22 protein-coding genes are annotated in these 24,004 nt (G+C 63.7%); 8 read left to right on the top strand and 14 right to left on the bottom strand.

Features of this window, described 5'->3' with window-relative positions:
* Positions 1 to 106: 106 nt before the first annotated feature.
* The 3 genes from IEX64_RS18930 to IEX64_RS18940 all read right to left on the bottom strand — a co-directional run bounded on the left by IEX64_RS18930 (position 107) and on the right by IEX64_RS18940 (position 4,246).
* Positions 107 to 952, bottom strand: a complete 846-nt coding sequence (locus tag IEX64_RS18930) for an IclR family transcriptional regulator (RefSeq protein ID WP_188822169.1) — start codon at positions 950 to 952, stop codon at positions 107 to 109.
* 147 nt (positions 953 to 1,099) lie between these two features.
* Entirely contained in the window at positions 1,100 to 2,659 is a 1,560-nt protein-coding gene (locus IEX64_RS18935) for a class I adenylate-forming enzyme family protein (protein ID WP_188822171.1), read from the bottom strand.
* A 189-nt stretch (positions 2,660 to 2,848) separates the two neighbouring features.
* Positions 2,849 to 4,246, bottom strand: coding sequence for a helix-turn-helix domain-containing protein (locus IEX64_RS18940; protein ID WP_188822173.1), 1,398 nt, complete (start codon positions 4,244 to 4,246; stop codon positions 2,849 to 2,851).
* Positions 4,247 to 4,396: 150 nt separating this feature from the next.
* Here IEX64_RS18940 and IEX64_RS18945 point away from each other — a divergent pair, with 150 nt between their 5' ends.
* From IEX64_RS18945 to IEX64_RS18960, 4 genes are all read left to right on the top strand, one after another.
* Positions 4,397 to 5,989 (top strand): isocitrate lyase, encoded by a 1,593-nt coding sequence (locus IEX64_RS18945; RefSeq protein ID WP_188822175.1) that lies wholly within the window; start codon positions 4,397 to 4,399, stop codon positions 5,987 to 5,989.
* Positions 5,990 to 6,155: 166 nt separating this feature from the next.
* The gene (locus IEX64_RS18950; protein WP_188822177.1) at positions 6,156 to 6,326 is read left to right on the top strand and encodes a hypothetical protein; all 171 of its coding nucleotides are present in this window, start codon (positions 6,156 to 6,158) and stop codon (positions 6,324 to 6,326) included.
* A 180-nt stretch (positions 6,327 to 6,506) separates the two neighbouring features.
* A complete protein-coding gene (locus IEX64_RS18955) occupies positions 6,507 to 8,885 on the top strand; it encodes a putative bifunctional diguanylate cyclase/phosphodiesterase (RefSeq protein WP_188822179.1) in 2,379 nt (792 codons plus the stop codon).
* Between the two features lie 183 nt (positions 8,886 to 9,068).
* A complete protein-coding gene (locus IEX64_RS18960) occupies positions 9,069 to 11,141 on the top strand; it encodes a putative bifunctional diguanylate cyclase/phosphodiesterase (protein ID WP_229710577.1) in 2,073 nt (690 codons plus the stop codon).
* A 5-nt stretch (positions 11,142 to 11,146) separates the two neighbouring features.
* Here the strand turns inward: IEX64_RS18960 and IEX64_RS18965 are convergent, their stop codons facing one another.
* Positions 11,147 to 11,977, bottom strand: coding sequence for a TauD/TfdA dioxygenase family protein (locus tag IEX64_RS18965; RefSeq protein ID WP_188822181.1), 831 nt, complete (start codon positions 11,975 to 11,977; stop codon positions 11,147 to 11,149).
* A 97-nt stretch (positions 11,978 to 12,074) separates the two neighbouring features.
* Here IEX64_RS18965 and IEX64_RS18970 point away from each other — a divergent pair, with 97 nt between their 5' ends.
* On the top strand, positions 12,075 to 13,004 hold the full coding sequence (locus tag IEX64_RS18970) for a 1-phosphofructokinase family hexose kinase (RefSeq protein WP_188822183.1): 930 nt from the start codon (positions 12,075 to 12,077) through the stop codon (positions 13,002 to 13,004).
* 225 nt (positions 13,005 to 13,229) lie between these two features.
* Here IEX64_RS18970 and IEX64_RS18975 read toward each other — a convergent pair whose 3' ends face one another.
* Complete coding sequence (locus tag IEX64_RS18975; RefSeq protein WP_188822185.1) at positions 13,230 to 13,850, bottom strand: hypothetical protein; 621 nt, start codon at positions 13,848 to 13,850, stop codon at positions 13,230 to 13,232.
* Between the two features lie 212 nt (positions 13,851 to 14,062).
* Entirely contained in the window at positions 14,063 to 14,713 is a 651-nt protein-coding gene (locus tag IEX64_RS18980) for a TetR/AcrR family transcriptional regulator (RefSeq protein WP_188822188.1), read from the bottom strand.
* A 143-nt stretch (positions 14,714 to 14,856) separates the two neighbouring features.
* Between IEX64_RS18980 and IEX64_RS18985 the strand changes: the two genes are divergently transcribed.
* Positions 14,857 to 15,183, top strand: coding sequence for a 2Fe-2S iron-sulfur cluster-binding protein (locus tag IEX64_RS18985; RefSeq protein ID WP_188822190.1), 327 nt, complete (start codon positions 14,857 to 14,859; stop codon positions 15,181 to 15,183).
* 42 nt (positions 15,184 to 15,225) lie between these two features.
* Positions 15,226 to 16,479, top strand: coding sequence for a cytochrome P450 (locus tag IEX64_RS18990; protein ID WP_188822192.1), 1,254 nt, complete (start codon positions 15,226 to 15,228; stop codon positions 16,477 to 16,479).
* A 68-nt stretch (positions 16,480 to 16,547) separates the two neighbouring features.
* Here the strand turns inward: IEX64_RS18990 and IEX64_RS18995 are convergent, their stop codons facing one another.
* The 3 genes from IEX64_RS18995 to IEX64_RS19005 all read right to left on the bottom strand — a co-directional run bounded on the left by IEX64_RS18995 (position 16,548) and on the right by IEX64_RS19005 (position 19,616).
* Positions 16,548 to 17,126, bottom strand: a complete 579-nt coding sequence (locus tag IEX64_RS18995) for a hypothetical protein (RefSeq protein WP_188822194.1) — start codon at positions 17,124 to 17,126, stop codon at positions 16,548 to 16,550.
* 652 nt (positions 17,127 to 17,778) lie between these two features.
* Positions 17,779 to 18,651 carry an alpha/beta fold hydrolase gene (locus IEX64_RS19000; RefSeq protein WP_188822196.1) on the bottom strand — a complete coding sequence of 291 codons (873 nt, stop codon included), beginning with the start codon at positions 18,649 to 18,651 and terminating at the stop codon, positions 17,779 to 17,781.
* Complete coding sequence (locus tag IEX64_RS19005; protein ID WP_188822198.1) at positions 18,648 to 19,616, bottom strand: aldo/keto reductase; 969 nt, start codon at positions 19,614 to 19,616, stop codon at positions 18,648 to 18,650. Before IEX64_RS19005 ends, IEX64_RS19000 begins: the two co-directional genes overlap by 4 nt.
* Before the next feature lie 560 nt (positions 19,617 to 20,176).
* On the opposite strand from IEX64_RS19005, the gene IEX64_RS19010 reads away from it, so the two are divergent.
* Positions 20,177 to 21,520, top strand: a complete 1,344-nt coding sequence (locus tag IEX64_RS19010; RefSeq protein WP_229710578.1) for an MATE family efflux transporter — start codon at positions 20,177 to 20,179, stop codon at positions 21,518 to 21,520.
* Here IEX64_RS19010 and IEX64_RS19015 read toward each other — a convergent pair.
* The 5 genes from IEX64_RS19015 to IEX64_RS19035 all read right to left on the bottom strand — a co-directional run bounded on the left by IEX64_RS19015 (position 21,507) and on the right by IEX64_RS19035 (position 24,000).
* Positions 21,507 to 22,112: a DUF938 domain-containing protein gene (locus tag IEX64_RS19015; protein ID WP_188822200.1), complete on the bottom strand. Its 606-nt coding sequence runs from the start codon at positions 22,110 to 22,112 to the stop codon at positions 21,507 to 21,509. The genes IEX64_RS19010 and IEX64_RS19015 overlap by 14 nt on opposite strands.
* Positions 22,113 to 22,258: 146 nt before the next feature.
* Positions 22,259 to 22,588 carry a hypothetical protein gene (locus tag IEX64_RS19020; protein ID WP_229710579.1) on the bottom strand — a complete coding sequence of 110 codons (330 nt, stop codon included), beginning with the start codon at positions 22,586 to 22,588 and terminating at the stop codon, positions 22,259 to 22,261.
* A 5-nt stretch (positions 22,589 to 22,593) separates the two neighbouring features.
* Entirely contained in the window at positions 22,594 to 23,034 is a 441-nt protein-coding gene (locus IEX64_RS19025) for a chemotaxis protein CheW (protein ID WP_188822203.1), read from the bottom strand.
* 26 nt (positions 23,035 to 23,060) lie between these two features.
* A complete protein-coding gene (locus tag IEX64_RS19030; RefSeq protein ID WP_188822205.1) occupies positions 23,061 to 23,432 on the bottom strand; it encodes a response regulator in 372 nt (123 codons plus the stop codon).
* 16 nt (positions 23,433 to 23,448) lie between these two features.
* The gene (locus tag IEX64_RS19035; RefSeq protein WP_229710580.1) at positions 23,449 to 24,000 is read right to left on the bottom strand and encodes a chemotaxis protein CheD; all 552 of its coding nucleotides are present in this window, start codon (positions 23,998 to 24,000) and stop codon (positions 23,449 to 23,451) included.
* Positions 24,001 to 24,004 lie beyond the last annotated feature (4 nt).

The raw sequence follows: 24,004 nt of genomic DNA on the forward strand, positions 1-24,004 counted from the left end.
AATTTATTTTCCATTATTTGATAATGGCGCAACGAAAGCCGGTCAAGCAGGGAGCGTCCCGCCTGCACGAAGTTCGTCGTTCGCAATGGGAGTTGAGGTGGCTCGTTCAGTCGGCGGGCGTACCGCGCCCGGACAGAAAGCCCGAGATACGCGCGCAGGCTTCGGCGAGCTGCCGCCCGGCTTGCCGGATCGCGGCTCCCGTCATGGTCGCATGAAAGCCGGCCATGACCAGCGAGATCGTCACCCGGTTCCGGTTGTCGTAAATCGGCGCCATGATCGCCATGAGCGGATAGCTCTTTTCCGGCTCCAGCGTGAGCTGCGGCGCGACCGGCGGATCGTCGGTCCCGGTGCGGATGCCCGGACCGTTCATCGCCGCATTGACGCCGCCACGGCGCGAAAGCGGGATGAAACCGTTCTGGCGCACGAACTCGAGCCCGGCATGGAACTCGTCGATCTGCTCGGGCGAAAGCTCGGAATCGGTCCGCGCCAGCCAGCTTTCCGCCTCACGCGGCGTGCGCGAATAAAACGACATGGCCTGCACCGAACGCATCGGCATGCGCGTGCCCAGCGGCACCGGATAGCCGACATGGCTGAGCGAAGCGGCGCGCTCGCGCAAGTGGATGGTATCGCCTTCGAGGAAGTAGGCGCCGCACACGACGTCGAACTCGTCCGCCAGCCGCCGCATTTCCGGCTGCGCGACCTGCAGCGGCGAGAAATGCTCGGCCGCCGTACGCCCGATCGCGGCCAGCGCGGGGCCCAGCACATAGGTCTTGTCAGTGGTGCGGTAGAGATAGCCGACGTCCACCAGTCCGGTCAGCAGCGCATGACAGGTCGCACGGCTGAGCTTCAGCGCGCGCACGAGATCAGTCAGCGCAAAAGCCTGTCCGGGATGGTCGGCGATGAAGTTCAGGATGGCGGCGACGCGGGCGACACCGGGGGAGGAACGCGACATGAGTTCTTTCGCTATTTCGAATTTCCACGCCTATGGGCAAACCCCCGCGTTCGTCAATAGACACGACTGTTCATTGGAGCGAACTTTCGAGACGAAACCGGGGACAGGCCTCCCGCGCACTACGTCCCCACATTCGTCCTGAATTACCTACGCCTCCACGCGGCCCATACGCTCAGCCATCATCTTGGCGATCTCACGGCGGGCGACCTTGTTGGAATGGAGCAGCGGCACCTCTTCGCGCTCCAGCCGGAAGTAGGCGCGCGGTACCTTGTAGCTCGACAGGCGGCCCCGCATTTCGCCCTCGATCGCAGCCAGATCGAGACCGGCGCCATCGCGCGGAACGACAGCCGCCACCAGCAGGTTGCCGCGTTCCTTGTCGGGCACGCCGACGACGTAGGCGCTGTGCACGCCTTCGAGCGACTGCAGTTCCATCTCGACTTCAGCGGGCGAGACGTTGGAACTGGCCACCTTGATCATATCGCCGTTGCGGCCGACGAAATGGATGCGGCGACCCTGCGGACGATCCTCGACGAGGCACAGGTCGCCGGTGCGGTAGTATCCGTCGGGCGTGTAGTGCTCGGTCTTCTCGATCTTGTGCAGGCCGGTGGCGATCGGATAGCCGCGCACCTGCATTTCCCCCGTTTCGCCGTCTCCGACCGGACGGTTCTCCTCATCGGCGATGCGGATTTCGTATCCGGAGGCGAAGTGGTCCATCGGCGCGCAGACCGGGCGGCCTGGTGCGCGGAAATCGTCGCCCCACGAATAGGGACCGAGCGACTCGCTCATGCCGAGCCCCCACCAGGGCTTGGGGCCACGGATCGTCTCGAGATCCTCGTCGGCGAGCACGCTGCCCATGGCGAAGCGGCTGTTGCTCAACGTGCGCTCGGTACAGACGACCACGCCGCCAGACTCGATCCCGGGCACGAGGTACATCATCAGCCCGCCGACCCAGAACATCGGCAGCATGCACGGAATGCGCTTGCCGGGGACGTGCTCCATCATCTCGCGCATGGTGTGGCTGCGGAACAGCACCGGGCCATGGTTGTGCTTCACGCCCTTGGGCAGCGCCATCGATCCCGAAGTGTAGATCTCGATCATCTGATCCGCGGTGTGCACTTCGGACTCGACCTCGCGCAGCAGGTCATCGTCCACCGAGGCGGCGGCGTCGGTGAGGAAGCGCATCGGCGCGATGCAGGACGGCAGATCGTCGCCCGTCGTCACGATCCAGCGCAGGAACGGCGCTTGCCTGACCCGCAGCGCACCGCATTCCTGCCCTTCGAGTTCGGGCAGGGCATCGACGATACGCTCGACGTAGTCCTTGCCGAGCATCGTGCGGTTCATCACCACACCCTGCACGTCCGACTGGCGCAGCACGCGGACCAGTTCGTTGGCGCGGATCATCGTGCTGATCGGCACGGCAATGGCGCCGATCCGGCTGATCGCCGCGAGCATCAGCGCGAAGCCCGGTCCATTGCCGAAGATGAAGCCCACACGCGCGCCCTTGCCGATACCCCGTGCCAGAAGGCCACGGGCAATTTCCGCCGAGCGTTCGTCGAGTTCGCGGTACGAGATCGAGTCGACGACGTTGTCGCCATCCTCGAGCACCACTGCCGGGGCATCGCCATAGGAAGCCGCCGTCGCGCGGATCAGTTGCGGGAACGTCTTGGCCGATCCCGGTGCGCTCTGCCCGTCCGTGTCAGTGCTCACTATGCGTCATCCTCTCGCTGGGCCTTGCCTTCCAAAAGGCCTGCCCGTTCTCCCCGGCAATCCTGCAACCTGCGAACCGACAAGACAAGTGTCTAGGTCCGGGCATCGCCGGGCCGAAACAGTTCGAAATTGCAAATCTTTGATCGATATTGAGGAAATTCACAGAAAAGTGCAAGGGCAGCCGTACGCTCAACTTTCGGCGAAGGTATAAGGCTGCGCGGTGCGCAGATAGTCGTCGGAAAGCACATCGCGCCCGATCGGCGGCACCGCCCGTGCGGTGCAGGTGGTGCGATGGCAAAGCCGGCAGGTCACCCCGATCGGGGTGGTCGGGGCATGATCCGGGTCGACACCGCCGGCATAGACGAGCCGCCCCGCCTCCTCCGCCCCGCAAGCCAGTGCCACGGCGCGCAGCACGCTCGACTTGCCGTAACCTCTGCTCCCGCCGCGGACAGTGCGCGCAATCGAGAAAAAGCGCTCCCCGCCGGGGAGTTCGAGCCATTGCGTGGCGATCTCCCCCGGCTGACGGAAGACCTGGTGGACACTCCACAAGGGACACCCGCCCCCATGTGCGGCAAAGGGGAAGCCAGCCCCATCGAGCCGCTTCGACACGTTGCCCGCCTCGTCGAGCCGGATGAAGAAGAAGCCCACCCGCTCCTCGCCGGGGCGCTGCAGCGTAGTGAGCCGGTGTGCCACCTGCTCGAAACTGACACCGAAAAGACTGCACAGCGCGTCGATGTCGTAGCGCCGCTGCTCGGCAGCGCGGGCGAAGCGGGCATAGGGCATGCGGATCGCAGCGGCGCAGTACCCGGCAAGCGCGCGCAGCAGCAGCGCCGCCGTGGCGCGGCTGGAGAACGTCTGCTCGCGCAAGGTCTGCTTGATCTCGGTACGCATCGCGGTGTGGGCGATGTGCGTGGCGATCTGGAACGCCCCGCTGGCGGCGTCGAGCGTATCGGCGATCAGCAGTTGCTGGTTGTGCCGGTCGAACCGGCGCAGCGAATCCATCAGCACGTCGGGCGGCAGGAAGCGCACCCGCACGCCCTTGGCACCGAGCCACTTTTCCGCCCCGCCGTTCTGGTCGATTTCGGCTGCAAGGTCCTCCGCGCGCTGATCGAGGACATGGAAGTAGTTGCGGTGGCTGGCGAGGAATGCCTGCGCCTCGCGCACCGGATCGCCGGCTTCGCTGCCCGGCCCCGCCGCGCGCTGTTCGGCCAGGGCCTGCTGCTCGCGCGTATAGGCGCCGTGCAGCCGGAGGAGCGCCTCGGACACACCGGGGAAGCTGGTCGCCAGATCGGCCACTTCGAGCGCAGGCAGATCGATGTCTGTAAAGATCGGATCGCGCAGCACCTCGGTCAGCCGCCGCGTGTACTCCTCGCCGTCATCCCCGGCGAGATCGGCAATGTCGAGGCGGTACGTCCGCGCCAGCCGCAGCAGCATGTCCGCGGTGACCGGACGCTGGTTGCGTTCGAGCAGCGCGACATAACTGGGCGAGATCTCCAGATCATCGGCCATCGCCTGCTGGGTCAGACCCAGTTCGCGGCGCAGACGGCGCAGCCGCGGGCCGAGGTATAATGGGCGGCTTTCTGCCATATCCAGCCCCTCCTGTCATAACCGCACAACTTTACAAGGAAAATCTGTCAAGTTTGACAACGACACTTCGCAGCCTGTTTCGGGGTGAGAAATTTATGCCTAGTTGCAGCACATCGAACAGCAACATTCTTCCGCAAGGGATAGCGAATCGTGACTTACCAGAGCCAGATCATCGAAGCCGGAACCGCCATCGGCACCGAGCCCAACTGGAACGGCATCGAACCGGAATCGGTCGCCCGCATGCGTCTGCAGAACCGCTTCCGCACCGGTCTCGACATCGCCCGCTACACGGCGAAGATCATGCGTCAGGACATGGCCGCCTACGATGCGGACCCTGCCAACTACACCCAGTCGCTGGGCTGCTGGCACGGTTTTATTGGCCAGCAGAAGATGATCAGCATCAAGAAGCACTTCGGCTCGACGAAGGGCCGCTACCTCTACCTGTCGGGCTGGATGGTCGCCGCCCTGCGCAGCGAATTCGGCCCCCTGCCCGACCAGTCGATGCACGAGAAGACCTCGGTCCCGGCGCTGGTGGAAGAACTCTACACCTTCCTCAAGCAGGCCGACGCCCGCGAACTCGGCATGATGTTCCGCGATCTCGACAAGGCGCGCGACGCCGGAGACGCAATGGAAGCCAAGCGCATCGAAACCGCGATCGACAACTACGAAACGCACGTCGTTCCGATCATCGCCGACATCGACGCCGGCTTCGGCAATGCCGAAGCGACCTACCTGCTCGCCAAGAAGTTCATCGAGGCCGGCGCTTGCTGCCTGCAGATCGAGAACCAAGTCTCCGACGAGAAGCAGTGCGGCCACCAGGACGGCAAGGTTACCGTCCCGCACGAGGACTTCATCGCAAAGATCCGCGCGATCCGCTATGCCTTCATGGAAATGGGCGTCGACGACGGTCTGATCGTGGCCCGCACCGACTCGCTCGGCGCCGGCCTGACCAAGCAGATCGCCTTCACCCGCGCCGCCGGCGACATCGGTGACCAGTACAACAGCTTCCTCGACTGCGAGGAAGTCGAGGCCGGCAACGTCGGCCACGGCGAAGTCCTGATCAGCCGCGACGGCAAGCTGATGAAGCCCAGGCGCCTGCCCAGCAACCTCTACCAGTTCCGTCCGGGAACCGGCGAGGACCGCTGCGTGCTCGACTGCATCCACGCCCTGAAGAACGGCGCGGACCTGCTGTGGATCGAAACCGAGAAGCCGCACATCGGCCAGATCGGCGGCATGGTGAACCGCATCCGCGAAGTCATGCCCAACGCCAAGCTCGTCTACAACAACTCGCCCAGCTTCAACTGGACGCTCAACTTCCGCCAGCAGGTGTTCGACGCCTGGGAGCAGGAAGGCCGCGACATGTCGGCATATGACCGTGCGAAGCTGATGAGCATCGACTACGACGGAACCGATCTGGCGGCAGAAGCCGACGAGCGCATCCGCACCTTCCAGAAGGATGCGGCGCGCGAGGCGGGCATCTTCCACCACCTGATCACCCTGCCGACGTACCACACGGCGGCGCTGAGCACCGACAACCTCGCCAAGGAATACTTCGGCGAACAGGGCATGCTCGGCTACGTCAAGGGCGTCCAGCGTCAGGAGATCCGCCAGGGCATCGCCTGCGTGAAGCACCAGAACATGGCCGGCTCCGACATCGGCGACGACCACAAGGAATACTTCGCCGGCGAAGCGGCTCTCAAGGCCGGCGGCGAGCACAACACGATGAACCAGTTCGCCGCCTGAAGCGGCTGGGGGAACCAGTTCGCCTCAGGGAGCTGGGGAACCAGTTCGCAGCATGACCGCCGCGAACACTCAGAATTGCCGAGCGGGGCACCACTGTCCCTCGCCCCGCTCGGTAACAACCCGCTCACGGGATCAAACCACGCGAGCACCGGAAAGGAGACGTGAAATGACGACTGCCACGATCGAACCGACCCGCGCACGCGCGGTACTCTCGAACGAGGATTTCAAGCTGCTGCAGGAAGCCGTTCGCTTCTATCTGCAGGCGCATCAGGACGATCCGATTTCGTCCAAGTATTCGAACCTCTATCACCGCCTCGGATCGGCGGTCCGTCGCTGAGGTTCAGCAAGAGTTTTCCTGGGGAGGAAAGCTTGGCCCGTCGCACGCCGGTGCGACGGGCCATTTTTCTGAGATCGCAAGTATTACCAGCAACTTAAGTTTTGCTGTCGGCGCTATCGGGGATTCTGCGCAACAATCGCTTATGGTGACCGCAATTGCTGATCCCCTAGGCGGGTGTTCATGGGGGACTTCCACGTCAATCCTATTGTTGCACTGGGCCTGGGCTTCGGCGATCTGCATCGGCCGGAAACGGTTCTGCTGACGCTTGCGCTGCTGTTCCTGGCGGGAACGGCTGCGATGCTTGCCTACGCGCCATCGTGGGTGGCACGCCACGGCCGCGCCGGCATCACCGGCCTCACCGTGACAGTCGTTGGCTGCGCGGCCTATCTCTTCGCCACGTCTTTCCATGCCCGTGCAGCTCTTACCGGCACGACTTCCGCAACCATGGCGCTGATGGCCGCCGCGCTGATCTCGGTTGCAGCGGTGTGCCGTACACGCAAGGCGCTGGACCGGCACTCGCTGCAATTTTCCATCCTGGTCAAGAACACGTCCGACTACGCGATCTGCATGCTCGACCGCCAAGGCCGCGTCTCGCACTGGAACGCCGGGGTGCAGGCGCTCACCGGCTACCACGAGCAGCAAGTTATCGGCATGCCGATCGCCCGCCTCTTCACGATTAAGGACTGCTCGGAAGGCCTGCCGAACCGTATCCTGGGCAGAGCGACGAGGACCGGCATCTGCAAGGGATATTGGATCTGCCGCCGCTCCGACGGCTCGCAGTTCTGGGCAGAAAGCACGCTTGAGAAGGTCTGCGACAGCAAGGGACGGCACCTCGGTTTCTCGCTGATCACGCACGACGTCACCAAGATCAAGGAATCGCAGAAGCTCGCCGCAGAGGCATCGCAGCGGCTCGATACCGCGCTGGAGAACATGCACGAGGGGCTATGCCTGTTCGACGCGGACGAGCGGATCGTCCTGTGCAATCGGCGCTTTCGCGAATTCTGGGGCCTGAAGGAAGCCGATGCCGTGCCGGGCACGCCGCTTGGTCGGCTTATCGTTTCCGGCTTCATGAATCCGGACGGCGCCGATCAGGCAGCCAAGCAACTCTGGGAATTTCGCCGCATGCGCGATGAAGCGCTGTGCGAGGAAGACAGTCACCCGCTGGCGACCCAGCTTGGCGACAATCGCGTGGTGTCCATCGCCAACCGCGGCCTGCCCGACGGCGGATGGGTGACGACATGCACCGACATTACCGAACAACACCAGTCCGAAGCGAAGATCGAGCACATGGCGCTGCACGATCCGCTTACCGGCCTCCCCAACCGCGCACGCTTCGCACGGCGGCTCGATGCCGAAATCGAGCAGGCTGCAACCAAGCGCAAGCGTGTGGCCGTCATTTCCATCGACCTCGACCAGTTCAAGGCCATCAACGACACGCATGGCCACGCATTCGGCGACATGCTGCTGCAGACCATGGCGGATCGGCTCGCCGCGCAATGCCGCGACGGTGAAATCGCCGCGCGTCTAGGCGGGGACGAATTTGCGGCAGCCAAGACCTTTATCCACCGCGCAGAACTGAACGATTATATCGCGCGCCTGCGCAGCGCCCTGTCCGTGCCGGTCGAGATCGAAGGACATACTCTCACCGTCGGCCTAGGCATCGGTGTCGCGCACTATCCCGAAGACGGCGCCAAGCGCGAGACCCTGCTCAACAACGCGGACCTGGCACGCAGACGCGCGAAATCGACGGTCGGGCAGACCGTATGCTTCTTCGAATCCGGCATGGACGAAAGTGCCCGTGAGCGCCGCAAACTCGCCATGGTCCTGCGCCATGCGCAAGAACGCGGCGAATTCGAACTGCTCTATCAGCCCCAGCGCCTGCTGCGGACCGGAGAAGTCTCGGGCTATGAGGCACTGCTGCGCTGGCACCACCCAGCCCTCGGCTTGGTATCTCCGTGCCAGTTTATTCCGCTGGCCGAGGAAACCGGCGACATCATCGTCATCGGCGAATGGGTGCTGCGCGAAGCCTGCATCGAAGCGCGCCAGTGGCCCGTGCAAATGAAGGTAGCCGTCAACCTGTCGCCGGTCCAGTTCCTCCAGCCCGGGCTGGTCGATCGCGTGCGCGCGATCCTGGTCGAATGCGGCCTTTCGCCCAACCGGCTGGAGCTGGAAATCACCGAGACCGCTATCATCAGTGACAAGCTGCGCGCGCTCCATTGCCTCCGCCAGTTCAAGGCCATGGGCGTCAAGGTGGCTCTGGACGACTTCGGTACGGGCTATTCCTCGCTCGACACGCTGCACTCGTTTCCATTCGACAAGATCAAGATCGACAAGTCCTTCCTTCTGCGCGCCGAAGACAGCCCGCAGGCCCTTGCCATCGTGCGCACCGTGCTCGCGCTGGGACGCAGCCTGTCGATCCCGGTTCTTGCCGAGGGCGTGGAGAACGAACGCCAGCTCCGCATCCTGCAAAGTGAAGGCTGCGACGAGGCCCAGGGCTATTATTTCGGCCACCCGGCTCCCGCTCCCAGCCTCGCGCTTCCCAAAGCGGTGAATTCCTGAAAGTTCACAAGTGTTCAGGATTAACGCGAGCGCCAGGCTACCCTCGCTGCACCAACCAGCGAAATGCTTGCAAATACATGCAAAAAAGTTGTGTGCTCCAGTGTTACAATGCAGAAAAAATTAACCCTCGCACCATAGCCTTCCGCTCAGCATCAGGGGGCTTATGTGCATCGGCGATTTAGCATGGATCAAAGCGACATGATGGAGCCCGGCGAGGCGCTCCAGTCGCTCGATCATGCCCTCGAAGCGGCCTCCCGCGCGGAGAAGCGGCTGCGCGAAGCAATCGAGGTCTTGCCGCAAGGTATCGTCTTCCTCGACGAGAACGATCGCTACATCCTGTGGAACAAGCGCTATTCGGAGATCTACGAAAGATCGGCGGATCTCCTCGAGCCGGGCGTGAGGCTGGCCGATACGCTGCGCATCGGCGTGGAACGCGGCGATTACCCGGAAGCGCTGGGGCGCGAGGAAGAGTGGATCGCCGAACGCCTGACCCGCCTGCAGCAGCCCGGTGTCCGTCACGAGCAATGGCTGGCCAACGGTCGCTGCATCATGATCGAGGAACGCAAGGTCGACGGCTGCGGCACGATCGGCATCCGCGTCGACATCACCGACCTCAAGCAGAAGGAAGAAAACTTCCGCCTGCTGTTCGAGCGCAACCCGCTCGCCATGCTCGTCTATGACGTCGACACGGGCCTGATCCGGGCCGCCAACGAGTCCGCCTGCACCTTCTTCGGTTACGAGCGTGAGGAAATGGCCGGTCTGCCTGCTCAGGCGCTCTTCCCCGAGGCCGTGCAGTCGGGCGCATCAGCCATGCTCGCCACCGACTATTCGGATTCCAATGCTTGCTGGCAGATGCTGCGGCGCGACGGGTCCAGTGTGGAAGCCGTCGTGGCCACCCGCCTCTCCCGGCTCGAGGGCTACTCGGCAACCATCGTCTCGATCTTCGATGTGACCGAACGCCGACGCATCGAACAGCGCATGACGCATATGGCCCGTCACGACGAACTGACCGGCCTTGCCAATCGCGCGCACTGCCGCGAGCATCTGGTCAACCTGCTGGAAGAAACCGCCGGGAAGCAGACCGTCACCATCGCGCTTGTCGATCTCGACCACTTCAAGGCCGTCAACGACACTTACGGGCACATGTTCGGCGATGCCGTGCTCACCGAAGCGGCCCGGCGCATGCTGAAGCTGATCCCGCCCAATGCCCTGCTGTGCCGGATCGGCGGCGACGAGTTCGCGATCATCTTCCGCGGCTCCAGCCTTGCACAGGCGGAACTCGTCGCGAAGTCGGTCATCACCACGCTGACCGAGCCGTTCTTCGTTCACGGCCACCTCATTCACATCGGTGCAACGGTCGGGTTCGCGTCTTCCCCCGGCGACAGCCGCGATCCGGAAACGCTGCTGCGTTATGCCGACCTTGCGCTTTATGCCGCCAAGGGCGAGCAGCGTGGCAGCTGCCGGGCCTTCGCGACCGACATGGACGAGGCTGCACAACAGAAATGCCAGCTGGAAAAAGACTTCCGCGCCGCCGTCCGCAACGGCGAACTGGAAGTGCACTACCAGCCCCTCGTCAATCTCGGGACGGGCGAAGTGGAGTGCTACGAGGCGCTGCTGCGCTGGAACCACTCGGAGCGCGGTCTGGTCTCGCCGGAAACCTTCGTTCAACTGGCGGAGGAAATGGGCCTTATCGACCAGCTCGGCCGCTACGTGCTCAACCAGGCCTGCCAGGAAGCGGCAGGCTGGCCCGAACACGTAAAAGTAGCCGTCAACGTGTCCCCGCTTCAGTTCCGCAACGGAAACCTGATCAGCACGGTGATCAATGCCCTTTCCGCCTCCGGCCTTGCCGCCGAACGGCTGGAACTGGAAATCACCGAAGCGGTAATGATGGAGAAAGGCCCCCGCTCCGGATCGATCATCCGCAACCTGCGGGCTTTCGGCATCGGCATTTCGCTCGACGATTTCGGCACCGGCTATTCCTCGCTGAGCTATCTGCTCGACTACCCGTTCACCAAGATCAAGATCGACAAGGCGTTCATTCTGAACCTCCATCAGGAAGCCAAGTCGCGCGCGGTCATCCGCGCCGTCATCGGTCTCGGCAAGAACCTCGGCCTTACCGTTGCGGCGGAAGGCATCGAGAACGAAGTCCAGCGCGACTATTTGCGCGAGGAAGGCTGCCTCCAGGGCCAAGGCTACCTGTTCGGCAAGCCCGAGCCGGTCTCACGGCTGCAGCTACCCGCCATCCGCGCCGCCTGAACGCTTCAGGCCCCGGCCCGCGCCTTCTCCTGCTCGCGGGCGCGTTCCACCAGTTCATCGAGCGTCGCGTCCGAAAGCGCGACGCGTTGCAGCGCCCGTTCGCCTGCCGCCGGATCGGCCTGCGCGGTGCGCGCGTGCTGGAGCGCGATATTGTCGATCATCAACAGGTCGTGAAGCTGCCAGCGATGCTCATACCGCGCGCGCTCGGCATAGAGGTGCGCGAACAGCCGGTCGAGCACGCTGCGGCTGCGCGCTTCATCGAGTTCGAGGATGCGGTCCGCGTGGTATTCGGTGACGAACAGTACCGGCTCACCCGTCCCCGGATGCGGCAGGACCGTGGGATGCTCGGCGATGAAGACCGGCCAGTCGTAACCACTGGCAAACATGTCGAGCTTGTGGCGCAGCCTCGTCCCCTCGACGGCGGATTTCAGGTCTTCCGGCAAACTCCGCCAGGCCGCGACGCCGCTGACGAACGTGGTGGAAGTGGGCCCCTGCGGCAAGGCAATGGCATGAAGGCAGATGCCGCGAATGGGATGGTCGGTGTAGGTCAGGTCCGAATGGAACGCGAGCGGCACCGCCCCGGCGGCATCGTCGTTATGCAGCACCGTGACGTAATCGCCGTGCGCGCTGTTGGCGACCGGCGGAGGCGGGCCGAACCACGCGGCGATTTCCAGCTGCCGTTCGGGCGACAGACGCCCGCCGCCGCGAAACAGCAGGAGCCCGCATTCTGCCCAGGCGGCCCGGAGCGCGGCGATCTCTTCCGCCGATCCCCCTGACTGCGTATCGAAATCGTGCACTTCGACACCGAAGTCGCGATGCAGTGGCCGGAACTTCATCCGCCCTCTCCCCTTGCACTCTTGTTCGCCGAGTGCATGAAAGGTGCCTCATAATCTTCCGGGATTCCAGCCACACCCGCGTTTCGGAGCCTGCCTGATGAAAAGCATCGCCACCCTGACGATGAATCCGACCATCGACGTGTCCTACGACATCGCCAGGATGCAGCACACGCACAAGATGCGCACCGACAACGAATGGTACGCACCGGGCGGTGGCGGCATCAATGTGGCGCGCGTCTTCGTGCGGCTCGGCGGCCATGCGCGGTCATACTATCTCTCGGGCGGATCCACCGGCCCCGCGCTCGACGGGCTGATTGACCTGCATCAGCTCGTGCGCACGCGCATTCCGATCTCGGGCCACACCCGCATCGCCTCCGCCGTGCTCGAACGGGAGAGCGGCAAGGAATACCGCTTCGTGCCGCAGGGCCCCACCATTTCCGAACGGGAATGGCGCGAATGCCTCGACCGCGTAGCCGAAGCCGATTGCGGAACCATGGTCATGAGCGGCTCGTTGCCACCCGGCGTCCCCGACGACTTCTATGCGCGGGTCACGCAGATATTGCAGCCACGCGGCATCGAGCTTGTGCTCGACAGTTCCGGCCCCGCGCTGATCCACGGCATCGATGCCGGCTCGCTCTGGCTGGTGAAGCCGAGCCAGGGCGAGTTGCAGAACTACGTCGGCCGCACGCTGGAAACGCCCGAGGACATCGGCAAGGAGGCCATGCGCATCGTCGAGGCCGGCAAGGCCCGGCTGGTGGCCGTCACCATGGGGCATGAAGGCGCGGTACTGGCCCGCAAGGACGGCCCGCTGTTCCTGCCCGCCCTGAAGATCGAGGCCGCAAGCGCCGTCGGCGCCGGCGACAGCTTCGTGGCGGGCATGCTCTTCGCGCTGCACGCCGGACAAAGCGAGGCAGAAGCCTTCCGCCTTGGCGTGGCGTCCGGGTCAGCCGCCGTGCTGCGCGCGGGCACCGGCCTTGCCCATCCGGGGGATGTCGAGCGCCTGCTGGAACAGGTTCAGCCGCTTTAGGCAGCGACCAGCAATTCCCGTCAGCGAATGAAAGACTGCTTTCAGGAGATGCTTTGAACAGGTCGAATGGCGGCAATGTCGGGGAGGGCGGACATCGACAAAGGCGACCATAGCGACCGCAATGGGCCGGTTGCCGACTGACGGCTATCGGAACAATAATTCAAATTGGCGGCATTCACCGCGCGCCAAAGAAATTTGCCTCGAAGTCACCCAAGGTAAATGACCTCAACCGCCCTCGGGTAGACCACACGCTGCGCGTTCCTCTGCCTGCCAATCCAGAAACGCCCAGCACTGCGTATCCCATCGGTTTAGTAGCTCTTGCATTTCCTTCATCTGGTCTCGCAGAACCTCGACGTTGATTAGCTTATGCTCAGTGAGGTGCCGATTGTTTCGCACGTCCTCAGGATACCTAAAAACCTGCCCTGTGGGATCGATATCGTTGAAGTGCCCGACTAGCTCTCCCACGCGGGCAACCGCCTCCGGTTCGATGAGATCATCGTCAATTTTATCAGTGAGCCGCTGAACCTCTTTCCATAAACCCTCCATATTATGGATTTTTCTAGGATTCCCGTCATCAGCCAAAATCAGGTTTAGCATATGGATTAGATGCTTTAACATCAGTTCGATACCATGCCGGTATGAGAAGGCGATGGGGTAGACGAGCAAATCGATCTTAGCTGTCGATGCTTCGACCGATTGCACGGCGACATGACCAGCCTCAAAGAATCCCTCTGCATAATGGAACATCGTGTATGGGCCGCCATTGTCGCCCACGCAGGCATTCATGTTCCAGTGCTCGCCGTTGGTGAACAATGGGTTTTCGGGTTGGACGACTTTGGGGATCATGCGTCGAGATTATCCTTTCTCTCTCTGGATGTGAACGGCCGGTTTCAGGACTGTCAAACGAACTCTTCTACGACCGCAATGGGCGCGAAGCAGCCATTGTTGCTATGCAGCAATGTCGGCGTGTCCGGAAAGGCAGGTTCCGGCGAAAAATGATGGAAAGCTGACGCGAAGGGGCATGAAAAAATTTGCCCCCGCAGCCAAAGACTCAAGCCTCAGGCGAGAATACCGCAGCGGCAGAATTCCCAGATCGCGTCGGCCAGTTCCTCGCGTTCCTGCCGGTCGCCGACGCCGGCCTCTTCGGCCAGCAGCATCGTGTGCACCGTGGTGGAGACGAGGTTGTAGATCAGCCGGGCCTGAAGCTGGCTGTCCGCCTTGCGGAACTGCCCCTTCTCCACACCCGAGCTGACGTACCCCGCGATCAGGTCCAGCAGCGGCTGCAGGGCCGACTGCAGTTCGCCCGGACGGGTCTGCGCCAGCCGGAGGTGTTCGCGGCTGAGCGCGGCACCGCGGCGGTTGGCGCCCATGTGGTTGTACCCGAGCTGCCCGACCACGATATTGGTGACGATCAGACGCAGGGCCTCTTCGGAACAGGAACAGTTCGCGGTGATGTCGCGGAACTGCGCGGCGGCGGCGCGCAGCGAGCTGTCGAACACCGCAAGCACGAGATCGTCCTTGCCCTGGAAGCATTCGTAGAAGGCCCGGCGCGCCAGCCCGGTGCGTGCCAGCACGGCGCGGATCGTCAGCCCTTCCAGCCCGCTTTCGTCGAGCAGGTCGTACGCCGCCCCGATCAGCAGACGAGCACGGTCGCGATCGCCTTCGGCGACTTCAGCGAGAGGAACGAGTTGTGGGTGGGCGCTTGCCATCCATGAACAGGTAAGCTGAGTTCGGATGGCGGTCCAGTACTTGCAAGGTATTATTGCAGCATGGTGTTGGACATTGACTCCGCGACCCGTCTCGGAGTAAAAAATTGAGAACGATGTTCTCAGAGGTTTTCGAGGAGAGATTCATGCCCAAGGTTCACTATGTCGACCACACCGGACAGGACACGGAAATGGACGTGCCGGTGGGCGAAAACGTCATGCACGGTGCGGTTTACAACGGCATCGAAGGGATTGCCGGCGAGTGCGGCGGTGCCCTGTCGTGCGCGACCTGCCACTGCTATGTCGATGACGCGTGGACCGCGAAAGTCGGCGGCCCCTCTTCCGAAGCCGAAGAAGAGCTTCTGGAAAACGCATCGTCGGAAGTGAAGCCGAACAGCCGGCTTTCCTGCCAGATCGAGATGACCGACGACCTCGACGGCCTCGTCATCCACATGCCCGAATCCCAGTACTGATCCGCTCGCACTGACTTATAGCGAGCCAAAGGGAGAGAACCCGTGCCCATCGACGCAGCAAACCCCGTTCCGCCAACCTTCCCGCGCCACGTCGGCATGGATCAGGTTCCGGCGCATGTCCCCAAGGACCTCATCCGCCAGTCCGGCCTGACCTTCGGTCCCGAGTTCCTGGCGAACCCGCACGACTTCATGGCGGCGATGCACGAAAAGCAGCCGCCGATCTATTACGACGTCAGCCCAATGGGCAACATGTGGCACCTCATCAAGCATGAGGACGCCCTGTTCGGCCTGCGCCACCCCGAGATCTTCTCGAACGAAGGCGCGACGCCTTTCCCGCGCGATCCGAACGACTATTTCTACTTCATCCCGATCGAGATCGATCCGCCGCACCACCGCAAGTATCGCAACATCGTCGATCCGGTGTTCTCGCCCAAGGGCGTGCTCAAGCTGGAAGGCCTGATCCGCAAGCGCGCGAACGATCTGATCGACAGCTTCATCGACAAGGGCGCGTGCGAGTTCACCGAGGAATTCGGCCGTCCGCTGCCGGTCTCGGTGTTCCTCGACATCATGGGCCTGCCGCAGGACATGCGCGATACCTTCGTGTCTTGGGCGATGGAACTGCTCCACTCGAACGACCGCGAACGCATGGGCGCGGCGATGATGAGCATTACCGAGTACCTCAAGGACGCGATTGCCGAGAAGAAGGCGAACCCCGACGACGGCGTCGTCAGCCTGATCGCTCATGCCGCGCCCGACGGCGTGCCGCTCTCCGACAAGGAGATCTTCGGCTTCGTCTGCTTCCTGTTCATCGGCGGCCTCGACACCGTGTTCGCCACACTGAACAACATCTGGCTCTACCTTGCCCGGAACCCTGCCAAGGTGCAGGAAATCGCCGAGCGCATGGACAACGACATCGACCGGATCGTCGAGGAACTGCTGCGCCGCTGGTCGGTGACCTTCTCGGGCCGCGTGCTCGATCAGGACTACGAGATGCGCGGCGTGCAGATGAAGAAGGGCGACCGCGTCACCTTCATCCTGCCCGCCTGCAACTTCGACCCCGACGTGTTCCCGAACCCGCTGGAAGTCGATTTCGACCGCCCGCGCAAGACGATCCTCGCCTTCACTGTCGGCGTCCACTCCTGCATGGGCGGTCACCTTGCCCGTCTGGAAGTGAAAATCGCGCTGCAGGAATGGCTCAAGCGCATCCCCGAGTTCAAGCTCAAGGAAGGCGCCCATATCGAGTACCGCCCCGGTGGCGTTATCGGGCCGGAAGAAGTGACGCTGACCTGGAAGTAATCCGGATCGACACCGCAGACTTCGAGAGGGGAGCCGGGATGTCTCGGCTCCCTTTTTCGTGGGCGTAGCTAACGCGCCGGCTCGGACGTCCAGGGGACGCCTTCGAGTGCCTGGAGGCGCTGGCGGAGCTTTTCGTTCTCTGCACGCAAGGCGCGAATTTCCCGGTTGGCGCGGGTAATGGCCGGGACTGTCGGCTGCGGGCGCAGTGCAGCCGGCTTGGCGGCGGCCGTGCGCGGCCCCATAAGCAGCCCCATCTTCTGCGCGGTATCGCGCAGCCAGGCTTCCATGTGCGCGATCAGCCCGCCCTTGAGCGGCGCGAGCGAACGATCGCGCGCAAGCGGCTGAACAGCCGGATCGCGCGCCTGCGGCGCATCGCTCTCGACGAGCGGTTCGTCCTTCTGCGGCAGGGGGACGCCGGCCTTCACGGCATGCGCAGTTCCTGCGCCATGCACATCGTCGTGTGCGGGATGCGTCTTGTTCTCGGAATTAATGCCGTCGGTCCCGGCAAGCCGTTCGGCGGCGTTATCCGGTGAACTGGCGTGCTGGCTGCGAGCTGCCCGGTTGTCCTCCGCGCGGCGACGGTGCGACCCGAAGAGCGGCTCGCGCGGAGGAACAACCTGCAGTCCGACGATCTTGGCAAGCCGCACGTCGCAACTGCGATTTCGGCCTTTTCGGCCAGAGAGGCGAAGCACGGTCGGGAGCCCCCCGTTTACCCGCACCCTGGCGATCACACCACGGGTGCAGGCAAAGGTCCCGGCCGCGTTTACTCGCGGCTTTCGGCGGCGCGCGGCTATGCCCCACTTGTCCGGCCTGAGCATCCCCCCGGTGGTGCCCAGTGTCCGGGTCCGCGTCGCCTTTCGGGCCGACTGCCCCTGCTTCAAAGTACCGGCCTGCCGGGTTGGGCGCGAAACCCCCATTCCTGCGTCCGCCCCTTGGGCCGGTTGTTCATGCCGCCCCCCGGCAGCATGTTTCGGTGCCTTTTCGGCAACCGGCGCTTTCAGAACAGCACCCCGTCTCGACTTTGCGACCCCCCGCTTGCGTCGAGCCTTTCGCTTGCCCACGGCCTTTGCAGATCCGCGGCCCGGCGTCCGGTATGGTGTGCTTCCGTTATCTTCGGTCATGGGCGAAATCCCCAAGTTCTGAAGCTCGTCCTCAAGATGGCGGAGCGACGAATTCTTGGGAAGTTCGGTTTGGTCCAATTTTGGAGTTCGAACCGCTATTTAGCGCCATAAAAGTGTCAAAAAGGCACCGAAGTGGATAGCGATGCAAACGTTTTAACCGGCGACCTATCCAAAGTGCCTATTGGGACGGCACAGACCGGACCGGCGTCGAGAGAATCGATTGTAGTTCGCGCTCGAACGATTCGGGGCGCTCATACATGGCCCAGTGCCCGGAATTGTCGACCACACGGAACAGCATGTCCGGCTGAACGGTGCGCAGTACAGCTTCCTGCGCGGCAGGATCGGGATGCGGCAGATCGAGAGTGCCCCAGATCGCATCGACCGGGGCCTTGATGCCGGGAAGGATCTTCAACAGCCGATCCGGCAGCACGAGCCCGGACGCATTGAGACGCGCGGCCTTGGCCGTCGGCAGCAGCATGTGGATCGCCAGATCGTCGGCACTGTCGGGGTAGTGGAGCATCAGGCCGAGCAGATTGGCCTTGAGCGCAGCCCGGCGCTCTTCGCCGACAAGACCGCTGATCCGGCCGAGCCGCGGATGCCCCATCGGCGTGCCGAGCCCGCCGCAGCCGACGATCACCAGCCGACGCGCCACATGCGGATGGAGCGCGGCCAGATGCGCCAGCGCGACACCGCCGAACGAGAAACCGCACAAGTCGACCGGCAGACCCTCTGTGCCGAGAATCTCTTCGAGCCCCTGCGCCAGCGCCTTGGAGATGCCCTCGTGATCCTCCGTCTCCGGCATCGCGGAATCGCCGTGCCCGGGAAGGTCCGCGATGATGAGCCGGTAGTGGCGCGAGAGGCTTTCTATATTGCGCACCCAATGCGTCCACGAACCCTGCGCACCGTGCGCCAGTACCAGCGCAGGGCCTTCGCCCCAGATCCGCCAGACCATGGTTCCATCGCCGCAAGGGGTTTCCACCCGCTGCGCCTGCGCTTCGAGAGCCGCGAGAAAAGCAGCCGGATCGGCATTCTGTTCGGCAACAGGCGTCATGCGTAGCGGCCACCCTGCACTTCGCGCGCCGGCATGACCTGCTCGATCTCGGCAAGATCGGATGGCGACAGGGTAATCGCGGCCCCGGCGATGTTCTCTTCCAGACGTTCGATCCGGCGCGTACTGGGGATCGGGACGATGTCATCGCCCTGATGCATCACCCAGGCGAGCGCAAGCTGCGCCGCCGTCACGCCCTTGCGTACGGCCAGCGCCTGCAGCGCTTCGACCAACCGCAGGTTGTGTGCGCCTGCCTCGCCTTTGAAGCGCGGCATGTTCGAACGCCAGTCGTCCCCCGCCAGTTCTCCCGGCTTTACATTGCCGGTCAGGAAACCCCGCCCGAGCGGACTGTAGGGAACGAGGCCGATGCCCAGCTCGCGCAGCGTGGGCAGCACCGTGTCTTCCACATCGCGGGTCCAAAGCGAGTACTCGCTCTGCACGGCTGCGACCGGCTGGACGGCATGGGCGCGCCGGATCAGGTCCGCCGGAGCCTCGGACATGCCGAAGTGACGCACCTTGCCCTCGGCAATCAGATCCCTGACCGTACCCGCCACGTCCTCGATCGGAACCTCCGGATCGACGCGGTGCTGATAGAGCAGATCGATACAGTCGGTACCCAGCCGCGCGAGCGAGGCATGGCAGACTTCGCTGATATGTTCGGGACGGCTGTCGAAGCCCTGGATCGGCTTGCCGGGTTCCGCTTTTCCTCCGGTGCGAAACCCGAACTTGGTCGCGATCGTCACATGCTTGCGGATCGGCGCCAGCGCCGCACCGACCATTTCCTCGCCGATGAACGGACCGTAGATCTCCGCCGTATCGAAGAAAGTGATGCCGCGCTCATAGGCGCCGCGCAGCAGGGCATTGCAGTCCTCCTGCGACAGCTTCGGACCATAGGCCCCGCTCACACTCATGCAGCCAAGCCCCAGAGCCGAGACTTCGAGCCCCTCGCCGAGTTTACGCGTGTCCATAGTGGCCGCTCCCTTCTACTTCCTGTCTTGCCAGTATCGGATCATGCCGCCTGCCGGTGCACAAGCACCGCTACCAAAGATCGCCCCGGTGACGTGAAACGTTTCGACATCATGCGTTTGTTGCGCAGCAAAACGTGCAATTCTTGCTTGGCGCGCCGCAATTTATGTTGCAAAGTGAACTTGAGAGGTCGTTTTCGACCTTACCGGCGTTGGGAGAGAGCGCGCCGGGGGATGTAATACATATCCCGGCGCGCCGATTCCCTTCGCACCTGCAGCAATATTTTCTTTCTTCTCTTGCACCGCTTATGCGGCAGCTCTTCCAGCATAAACTGTTGAAAGAACAATGCCGCTTGCACCTTTTTGTGCGGCGCAACATTACTATGTCCGGCTTCACTTGCGGGAGCGAACGCAGTCGATCTGATTCGCTGGCCGGGCGAATCACTTTTCCCCCAGAGGAAGTATCTCCGCTCCCGCCTGCAAATTTCGGCGCATTGCCGCCGACCGTCACCTCCGGTAGGTCGGTACGGCAACACACCCGCGTCCTCGACCGTCCCATCCCTGTGAACCAGCCGACAGCGACACCTTCCAACCCCCGCACCACGCGCCTGCTGTGGACCATCGCGCTGCCCGCGATGCTGACGAACGTGGCGACCGCGCTGTTCGGTCTCGCCGACATGTGGGCCATCGGACGGCTCGGCGATGCCCCCGCGCAAGGGGCGGTCGAACTGGGCGCAAAATACATGATGGGGCTGCTCAACGTCTTCAACTTCCTGCGCACGAGCACGGTCGCGCTGACCGCCCAAAGCGCGGGACGCGGCGACCGGACCGCGCAGGGACAGACGCTCGCCCGCGCCATGGCGGTCGCGCTCGGCGTCGGCGCATTGCTGTTGATGGCGATGCACTGGGCCATCCCGATCGGGCTCGACCTGCTCGAAGCCAAGGGCCAGGTCCGCACCGACGCGCAGCTCTACATCGGCATCCGCTACTGGTCGGGCCCGGTATGGCTGGGCAATTGCGTGCTGGTCGGCTGGCTGATCGGGCAACGGCTGGTGCGCCATGTGCTGGTGGTGGAGATCATTGCCAATGCCGTCCACATCGCGCTCGACCTGCTGCTGGTACTGGTCATGCACTGGGGTGTGGCGGGCGTGGCCTCGGCAACACTGGGGTCGGAGATCCTCAAGTTCACGCTGCTCGCCGCGATCGTCCTGCGTCAGCCGGCAGCGCGCGAAGCCCTTGCCGCCGCGCGCGACCGGGCGACATGGCACCGCAGCGCGCTTGCGCGCCTGTTCGCTCTCAACCGCGATCTCTTCGCGCGCACGCTGCTGCTTACGGCGGCAATCCTGATCTTCGCGCGCAGCGGCGCGCAGCACGGGCCGGTAACGCTCGCGGCGAACGGCATCCTTTTCCAGCTCTTCATGCTCTCCACCCTCATGCTCGACGGCTTCGAAAACGCATCGCAGGTCCTCTGCGGCGAAGCGCTGGGCGCGAAGGACCGGGCGCGGTTTTCCGAAACGGTTCGCCTGGCACTGATCTGGGGCGGTGTGATCGGCGCCGGGCTGACGCTGGCCTATGCCGTGGGCGGGGCGCCGCTGGCTGCATGGTTCAGCACCGATGGGCAAGTCATTGCGACGACCGCGACCTACATCCCCTGGGTCATTGCCCTGCCCTTGGTCGGCGTGGCCTCGTTCGTCCTCGACGGCGTGTTCGTCGGCGCCGGGTGGACGCGCGCCATGCTCGGCACGATGGCCGTGGCCATGGCGCTCTACCTGCTGCTGCTCTGGCTGCTCGGGCCGCTCGGCAACCACGGTTTGTGGGCCGCCTTCACGGTGTTCTTCGCCGTTCGTGCCGCAGGCCAGTTCGTCGTCCTGCCGAGGCTGACACGGCGCAGTTTCAGCGCTTCCTGAAGACGACCGTCAGGTTGTTCGCCGGCATTTCGACGACGCGTTCAAGGACCAGCCCGTTTGTGTCCGCGACGGCTTCCACGTCTTCGAGCCAGCGCAAGCCCCAGCGCGGATCGCGCCGCTTGAGATCTTCGTCAAACGCCTCGTTGCTCGGCGCGGTGGGATGGCCCTTGCGGCGGTAGGGCCCGTAGAGCACGAGGGGTTGATCGGACGACAACAGGCGCCCTGCCCCGGCCATCAGCCCCTCGGTAGATGCCCAGGGGCTGATATGGATCATGTTGATGCACACCACGGCATCGGCCCGGTCCACCGGCCAGTCCGGCGCAGCGGCATCGAGCGCGAGAGGCTCGAGAAGATTGGCAGTGGCGCCTTCCGCCCGCCAGGCGGCGATGGACGCGCGTGCATCGGGGTCGGGATCACTCGGCTGCCACTGCAGGTCCGGCAGCGCACTTGCAAAGTAAACGCCGTGCTCGCCTCTCCCGCTCGCCACTTCCAGCACGAGACCGGCGGGGGGCAGGACCTCCCGCAACAGGACAAGGATCGGTTCGCGATTGCGTTCGGTGGCGGGAGCGTGGCGGCGGGCGTCCTGGGTCATGCTTCGCCATTGGGCACTCGGCGCTGTCAGTTCAAGCCCGGCACGGGCGCAGGACGCACTTGTCCCGCGGTTCGGCGACCCGCATCGCCAAACCGCGGGACAGTGTTTTCAGTAGGGCGTCCGCATCCGCGAGCGCCGGGATGGCATCAATCCCACAGGCTCATATTGTCCGCGGCTCCGCCCCTATCGACAGACCCTTCGCCGGGCGAAAGCTCCGTTTCCTCGATGAAACCGCAGAACCGCATACGGATGGCTTCCAGACTGATCCGGCGCATTTCGACTTCACTGAAGCCGGCTCCGATCAGGGAGGCCAGAGCGCGCTGCTTCTGGGCGATCAGGTCGATCGCCTGCAGTTCACGCATGTGCCTTGCTGCAAAATCCTCATCCCGGCACAGCACTTCGCCCAGGGCTTCGATCTCGGAACCGAGCTCGCCAAGCACTTCGGCCATTGCCGTGAATTTGGGTTCGTGCATCATCGACTTTAGGCCGCGATCGCGCGGTCCTCGGAGGCGCTGAGGGCCTGCAGGTCGAGCACCATGACCATACGCTCTTCGATGGCGGACAGGCCTTCGAGGAACGGGGCCACGTCTTCCTGGCCGGTGGTCGGCGGCGGCTGCAGGTTGTCGGTGTCGAGCGCCACGATGTCGCTGACGGAATCGACGATGAGACCCTGCGACTGGCCGTTGACCTGGCACACGATGATCGCGTGGCGCGGCGTCGCTTCGGTCGGCGTCCAGCCCAGACGTGCGGCCAGGTCGATCACCGGCAGCACGGTGCCGCGCAGATTGACCACGCCGGCGACATAGGAAGGAACGCGCGGCATCGGCGTGACCGGCGTCCAGGCGCGGATTTCGCGGATCGCCATAATGTCGAGCGCGAAGATCTGGCCGGCGACTTCAAAGGTAATTAGTTCGCGGTACATGTCCTGAACCTCCTGTGCGGGCAGTGTCAGTGCGCGACGCGGCGCACGGCCGCGACGAGCTTGTCGGTATCGAAAGGCTTGACGATCCAGCCGGTCGCGCCCGCAGAGCGGGCACGGGCCTTCTTCTCGTCCGAGCTTTCGGTGGTAAGCACCAGGATCGGCCGGTCACGGTGGCGCGTGCCGCCGCGGACCTGCTCGATCAGGCCGAAACCGTCGAGACGAGGCATGTTGATGTCGGTAATGACGACATCGACCTCGTTGACGGCAAGCCACTCGAGCGCCGAGACTCCGTCGTCCGCCTGAGCGACTTCGAAGCCATTGGTGGAAAGGGCATGATTGAGCAGTGCACGCATGGATGCACTGTCATCGACGGTAAGAATGCGGGTTGTCTTCGACATCGGATGCCTCGTTTGCTCAGAACAGTTCGACTTCGCCGCGTGGAACCGGGCGGAACACAGGTTGGGGTTTGACCTCGGGTGCATCCGAGGAAGCGACAGTGCGGCACCGGACCTGGCCGGATGCCGGACGGAAATCGACGCGGCGCGCGTTGGTACCGCCCAGGTCCTCACGGACCAGTTCGATGCGTTCGCGCTCCAGAAAGCTGCGCGCGAATTCGGCATTGGCAGTGCCGATCTGCTGCATGCCGGCGCGGATATTGGCGCCGCCGTAGAGATGGGCGCGGAGCCGGTCCTTGCGAGCGCCATAGGAAAGCATTTCGTTGATCAGCATTTCCATCAGGTAGACGCCGTAGTGCACGTCCACCTCGCCGCGGTTGTGGCTCGCCGGCGGTTCGGGCAGCAGGAAGTGGTTCATGCCGCCCAGTTCGACGACCGGATCGTAAAGACAAGTAGCCACGCACGAGCCGAGCACGGTCCCCAGTTCCACCTTCGGACCAGCACTGACCTTGTACTGCCCTTGCAGAACAGTCAGCCTGGTCATGTTGGGTGGCGATAGGTCTACTGGCATGACG

The organism is Novosphingobium indicum, from assembly GCF_014645195.1.
In the GTDB taxonomy this organism is placed as follows: domain Bacteria; phylum Pseudomonadota; class Alphaproteobacteria; order Sphingomonadales; family Sphingomonadaceae; genus Novosphingobium; species Novosphingobium indicum.

Excerpts from the sequence above, each read along its gene's own strand:
- IEX64_RS18930 (WP_188822169.1), bottom strand. The coding sequence starts at position 952 with ATGTCGCGTTCCTCCCCCGGTGTCGCCCGCGTCGCCGCCATCCTGAAC.
- IEX64_RS19020 (WP_229710579.1), bottom strand. The coding sequence starts at position 22,588 with ATGATGCACGAACCCAAATTCACGGCAATGGCCGAAGTGCTTGGCGAG.
- IEX64_RS18980 (WP_188822188.1), bottom strand. The coding sequence starts at position 14,713 with ATGGCAAGCGCCCACCCACAACTCGTTCCTCTCGCTGAAGTCGCCGAA.
- IEX64_RS19005 (WP_188822198.1), bottom strand. The coding sequence starts at position 19,616 with ATGGACACGCGTAAACTCGGCGAGGGGCTCGAAGTCTCGGCTCTGGGG.
- IEX64_RS19015 (WP_188822200.1), bottom strand. The coding sequence starts at position 22,112 with ATGACCCAGGACGCCCGCCGCCACGCTCCCGCCACCGAACGCAATCGC.
- IEX64_RS19030 (WP_188822205.1), bottom strand. The coding sequence starts at position 23,432 with ATGTCGAAGACAACCCGCATTCTTACCGTCGATGACAGTGCATCCATG.
- IEX64_RS18960 (WP_229710577.1), top strand. The coding sequence starts at position 9,069 with ATGGATCAAAGCGACATGATGGAGCCCGGCGAGGCGCTCCAGTCGCTC.
- IEX64_RS18985 (WP_188822190.1), top strand. The coding sequence starts at position 14,857 with ATGCCCAAGGTTCACTATGTCGACCACACCGGACAGGACACGGAAATG.
- IEX64_RS18950 (WP_188822177.1), top strand. The coding sequence starts at position 6,156 with ATGACGACTGCCACGATCGAACCGACCCGCGCACGCGCGGTACTCTCG.
- IEX64_RS18940 (WP_188822173.1), bottom strand. The coding sequence starts at position 4,246 with ATGGCAGAAAGCCGCCCATTATACCTCGGCCCGCGGCTGCGCCGTCTG.
- IEX64_RS19035 (WP_229710580.1), bottom strand. The coding sequence starts at position 24,000 with ATGCCAGTAGACCTATCGCCACCCAACATGACCAGGCTGACTGTTCTG.
- IEX64_RS18970 (WP_188822183.1), top strand. The coding sequence starts at position 12,075 with ATGAAAAGCATCGCCACCCTGACGATGAATCCGACCATCGACGTGTCC.
- IEX64_RS18975 (WP_188822185.1), bottom strand. The coding sequence starts at position 13,850 with ATGATCCCCAAAGTCGTCCAACCCGAAAACCCATTGTTCACCAACGGC.
- IEX64_RS18965 (WP_188822181.1), bottom strand. The coding sequence starts at position 11,977 with ATGAAGTTCCGGCCACTGCATCGCGACTTCGGTGTCGAAGTGCACGAT.
- IEX64_RS19000 (WP_188822196.1), bottom strand. The coding sequence starts at position 18,651 with ATGACGCCTGTTGCCGAACAGAATGCCGATCCGGCTGCTTTTCTCGCG.
- IEX64_RS18955 (WP_188822179.1), top strand. The coding sequence starts at position 6,507 with ATGGGGGACTTCCACGTCAATCCTATTGTTGCACTGGGCCTGGGCTTC.
- IEX64_RS19025 (WP_188822203.1), bottom strand. The coding sequence starts at position 23,034 with ATGTACCGCGAACTAATTACCTTTGAAGTCGCCGGCCAGATCTTCGCG.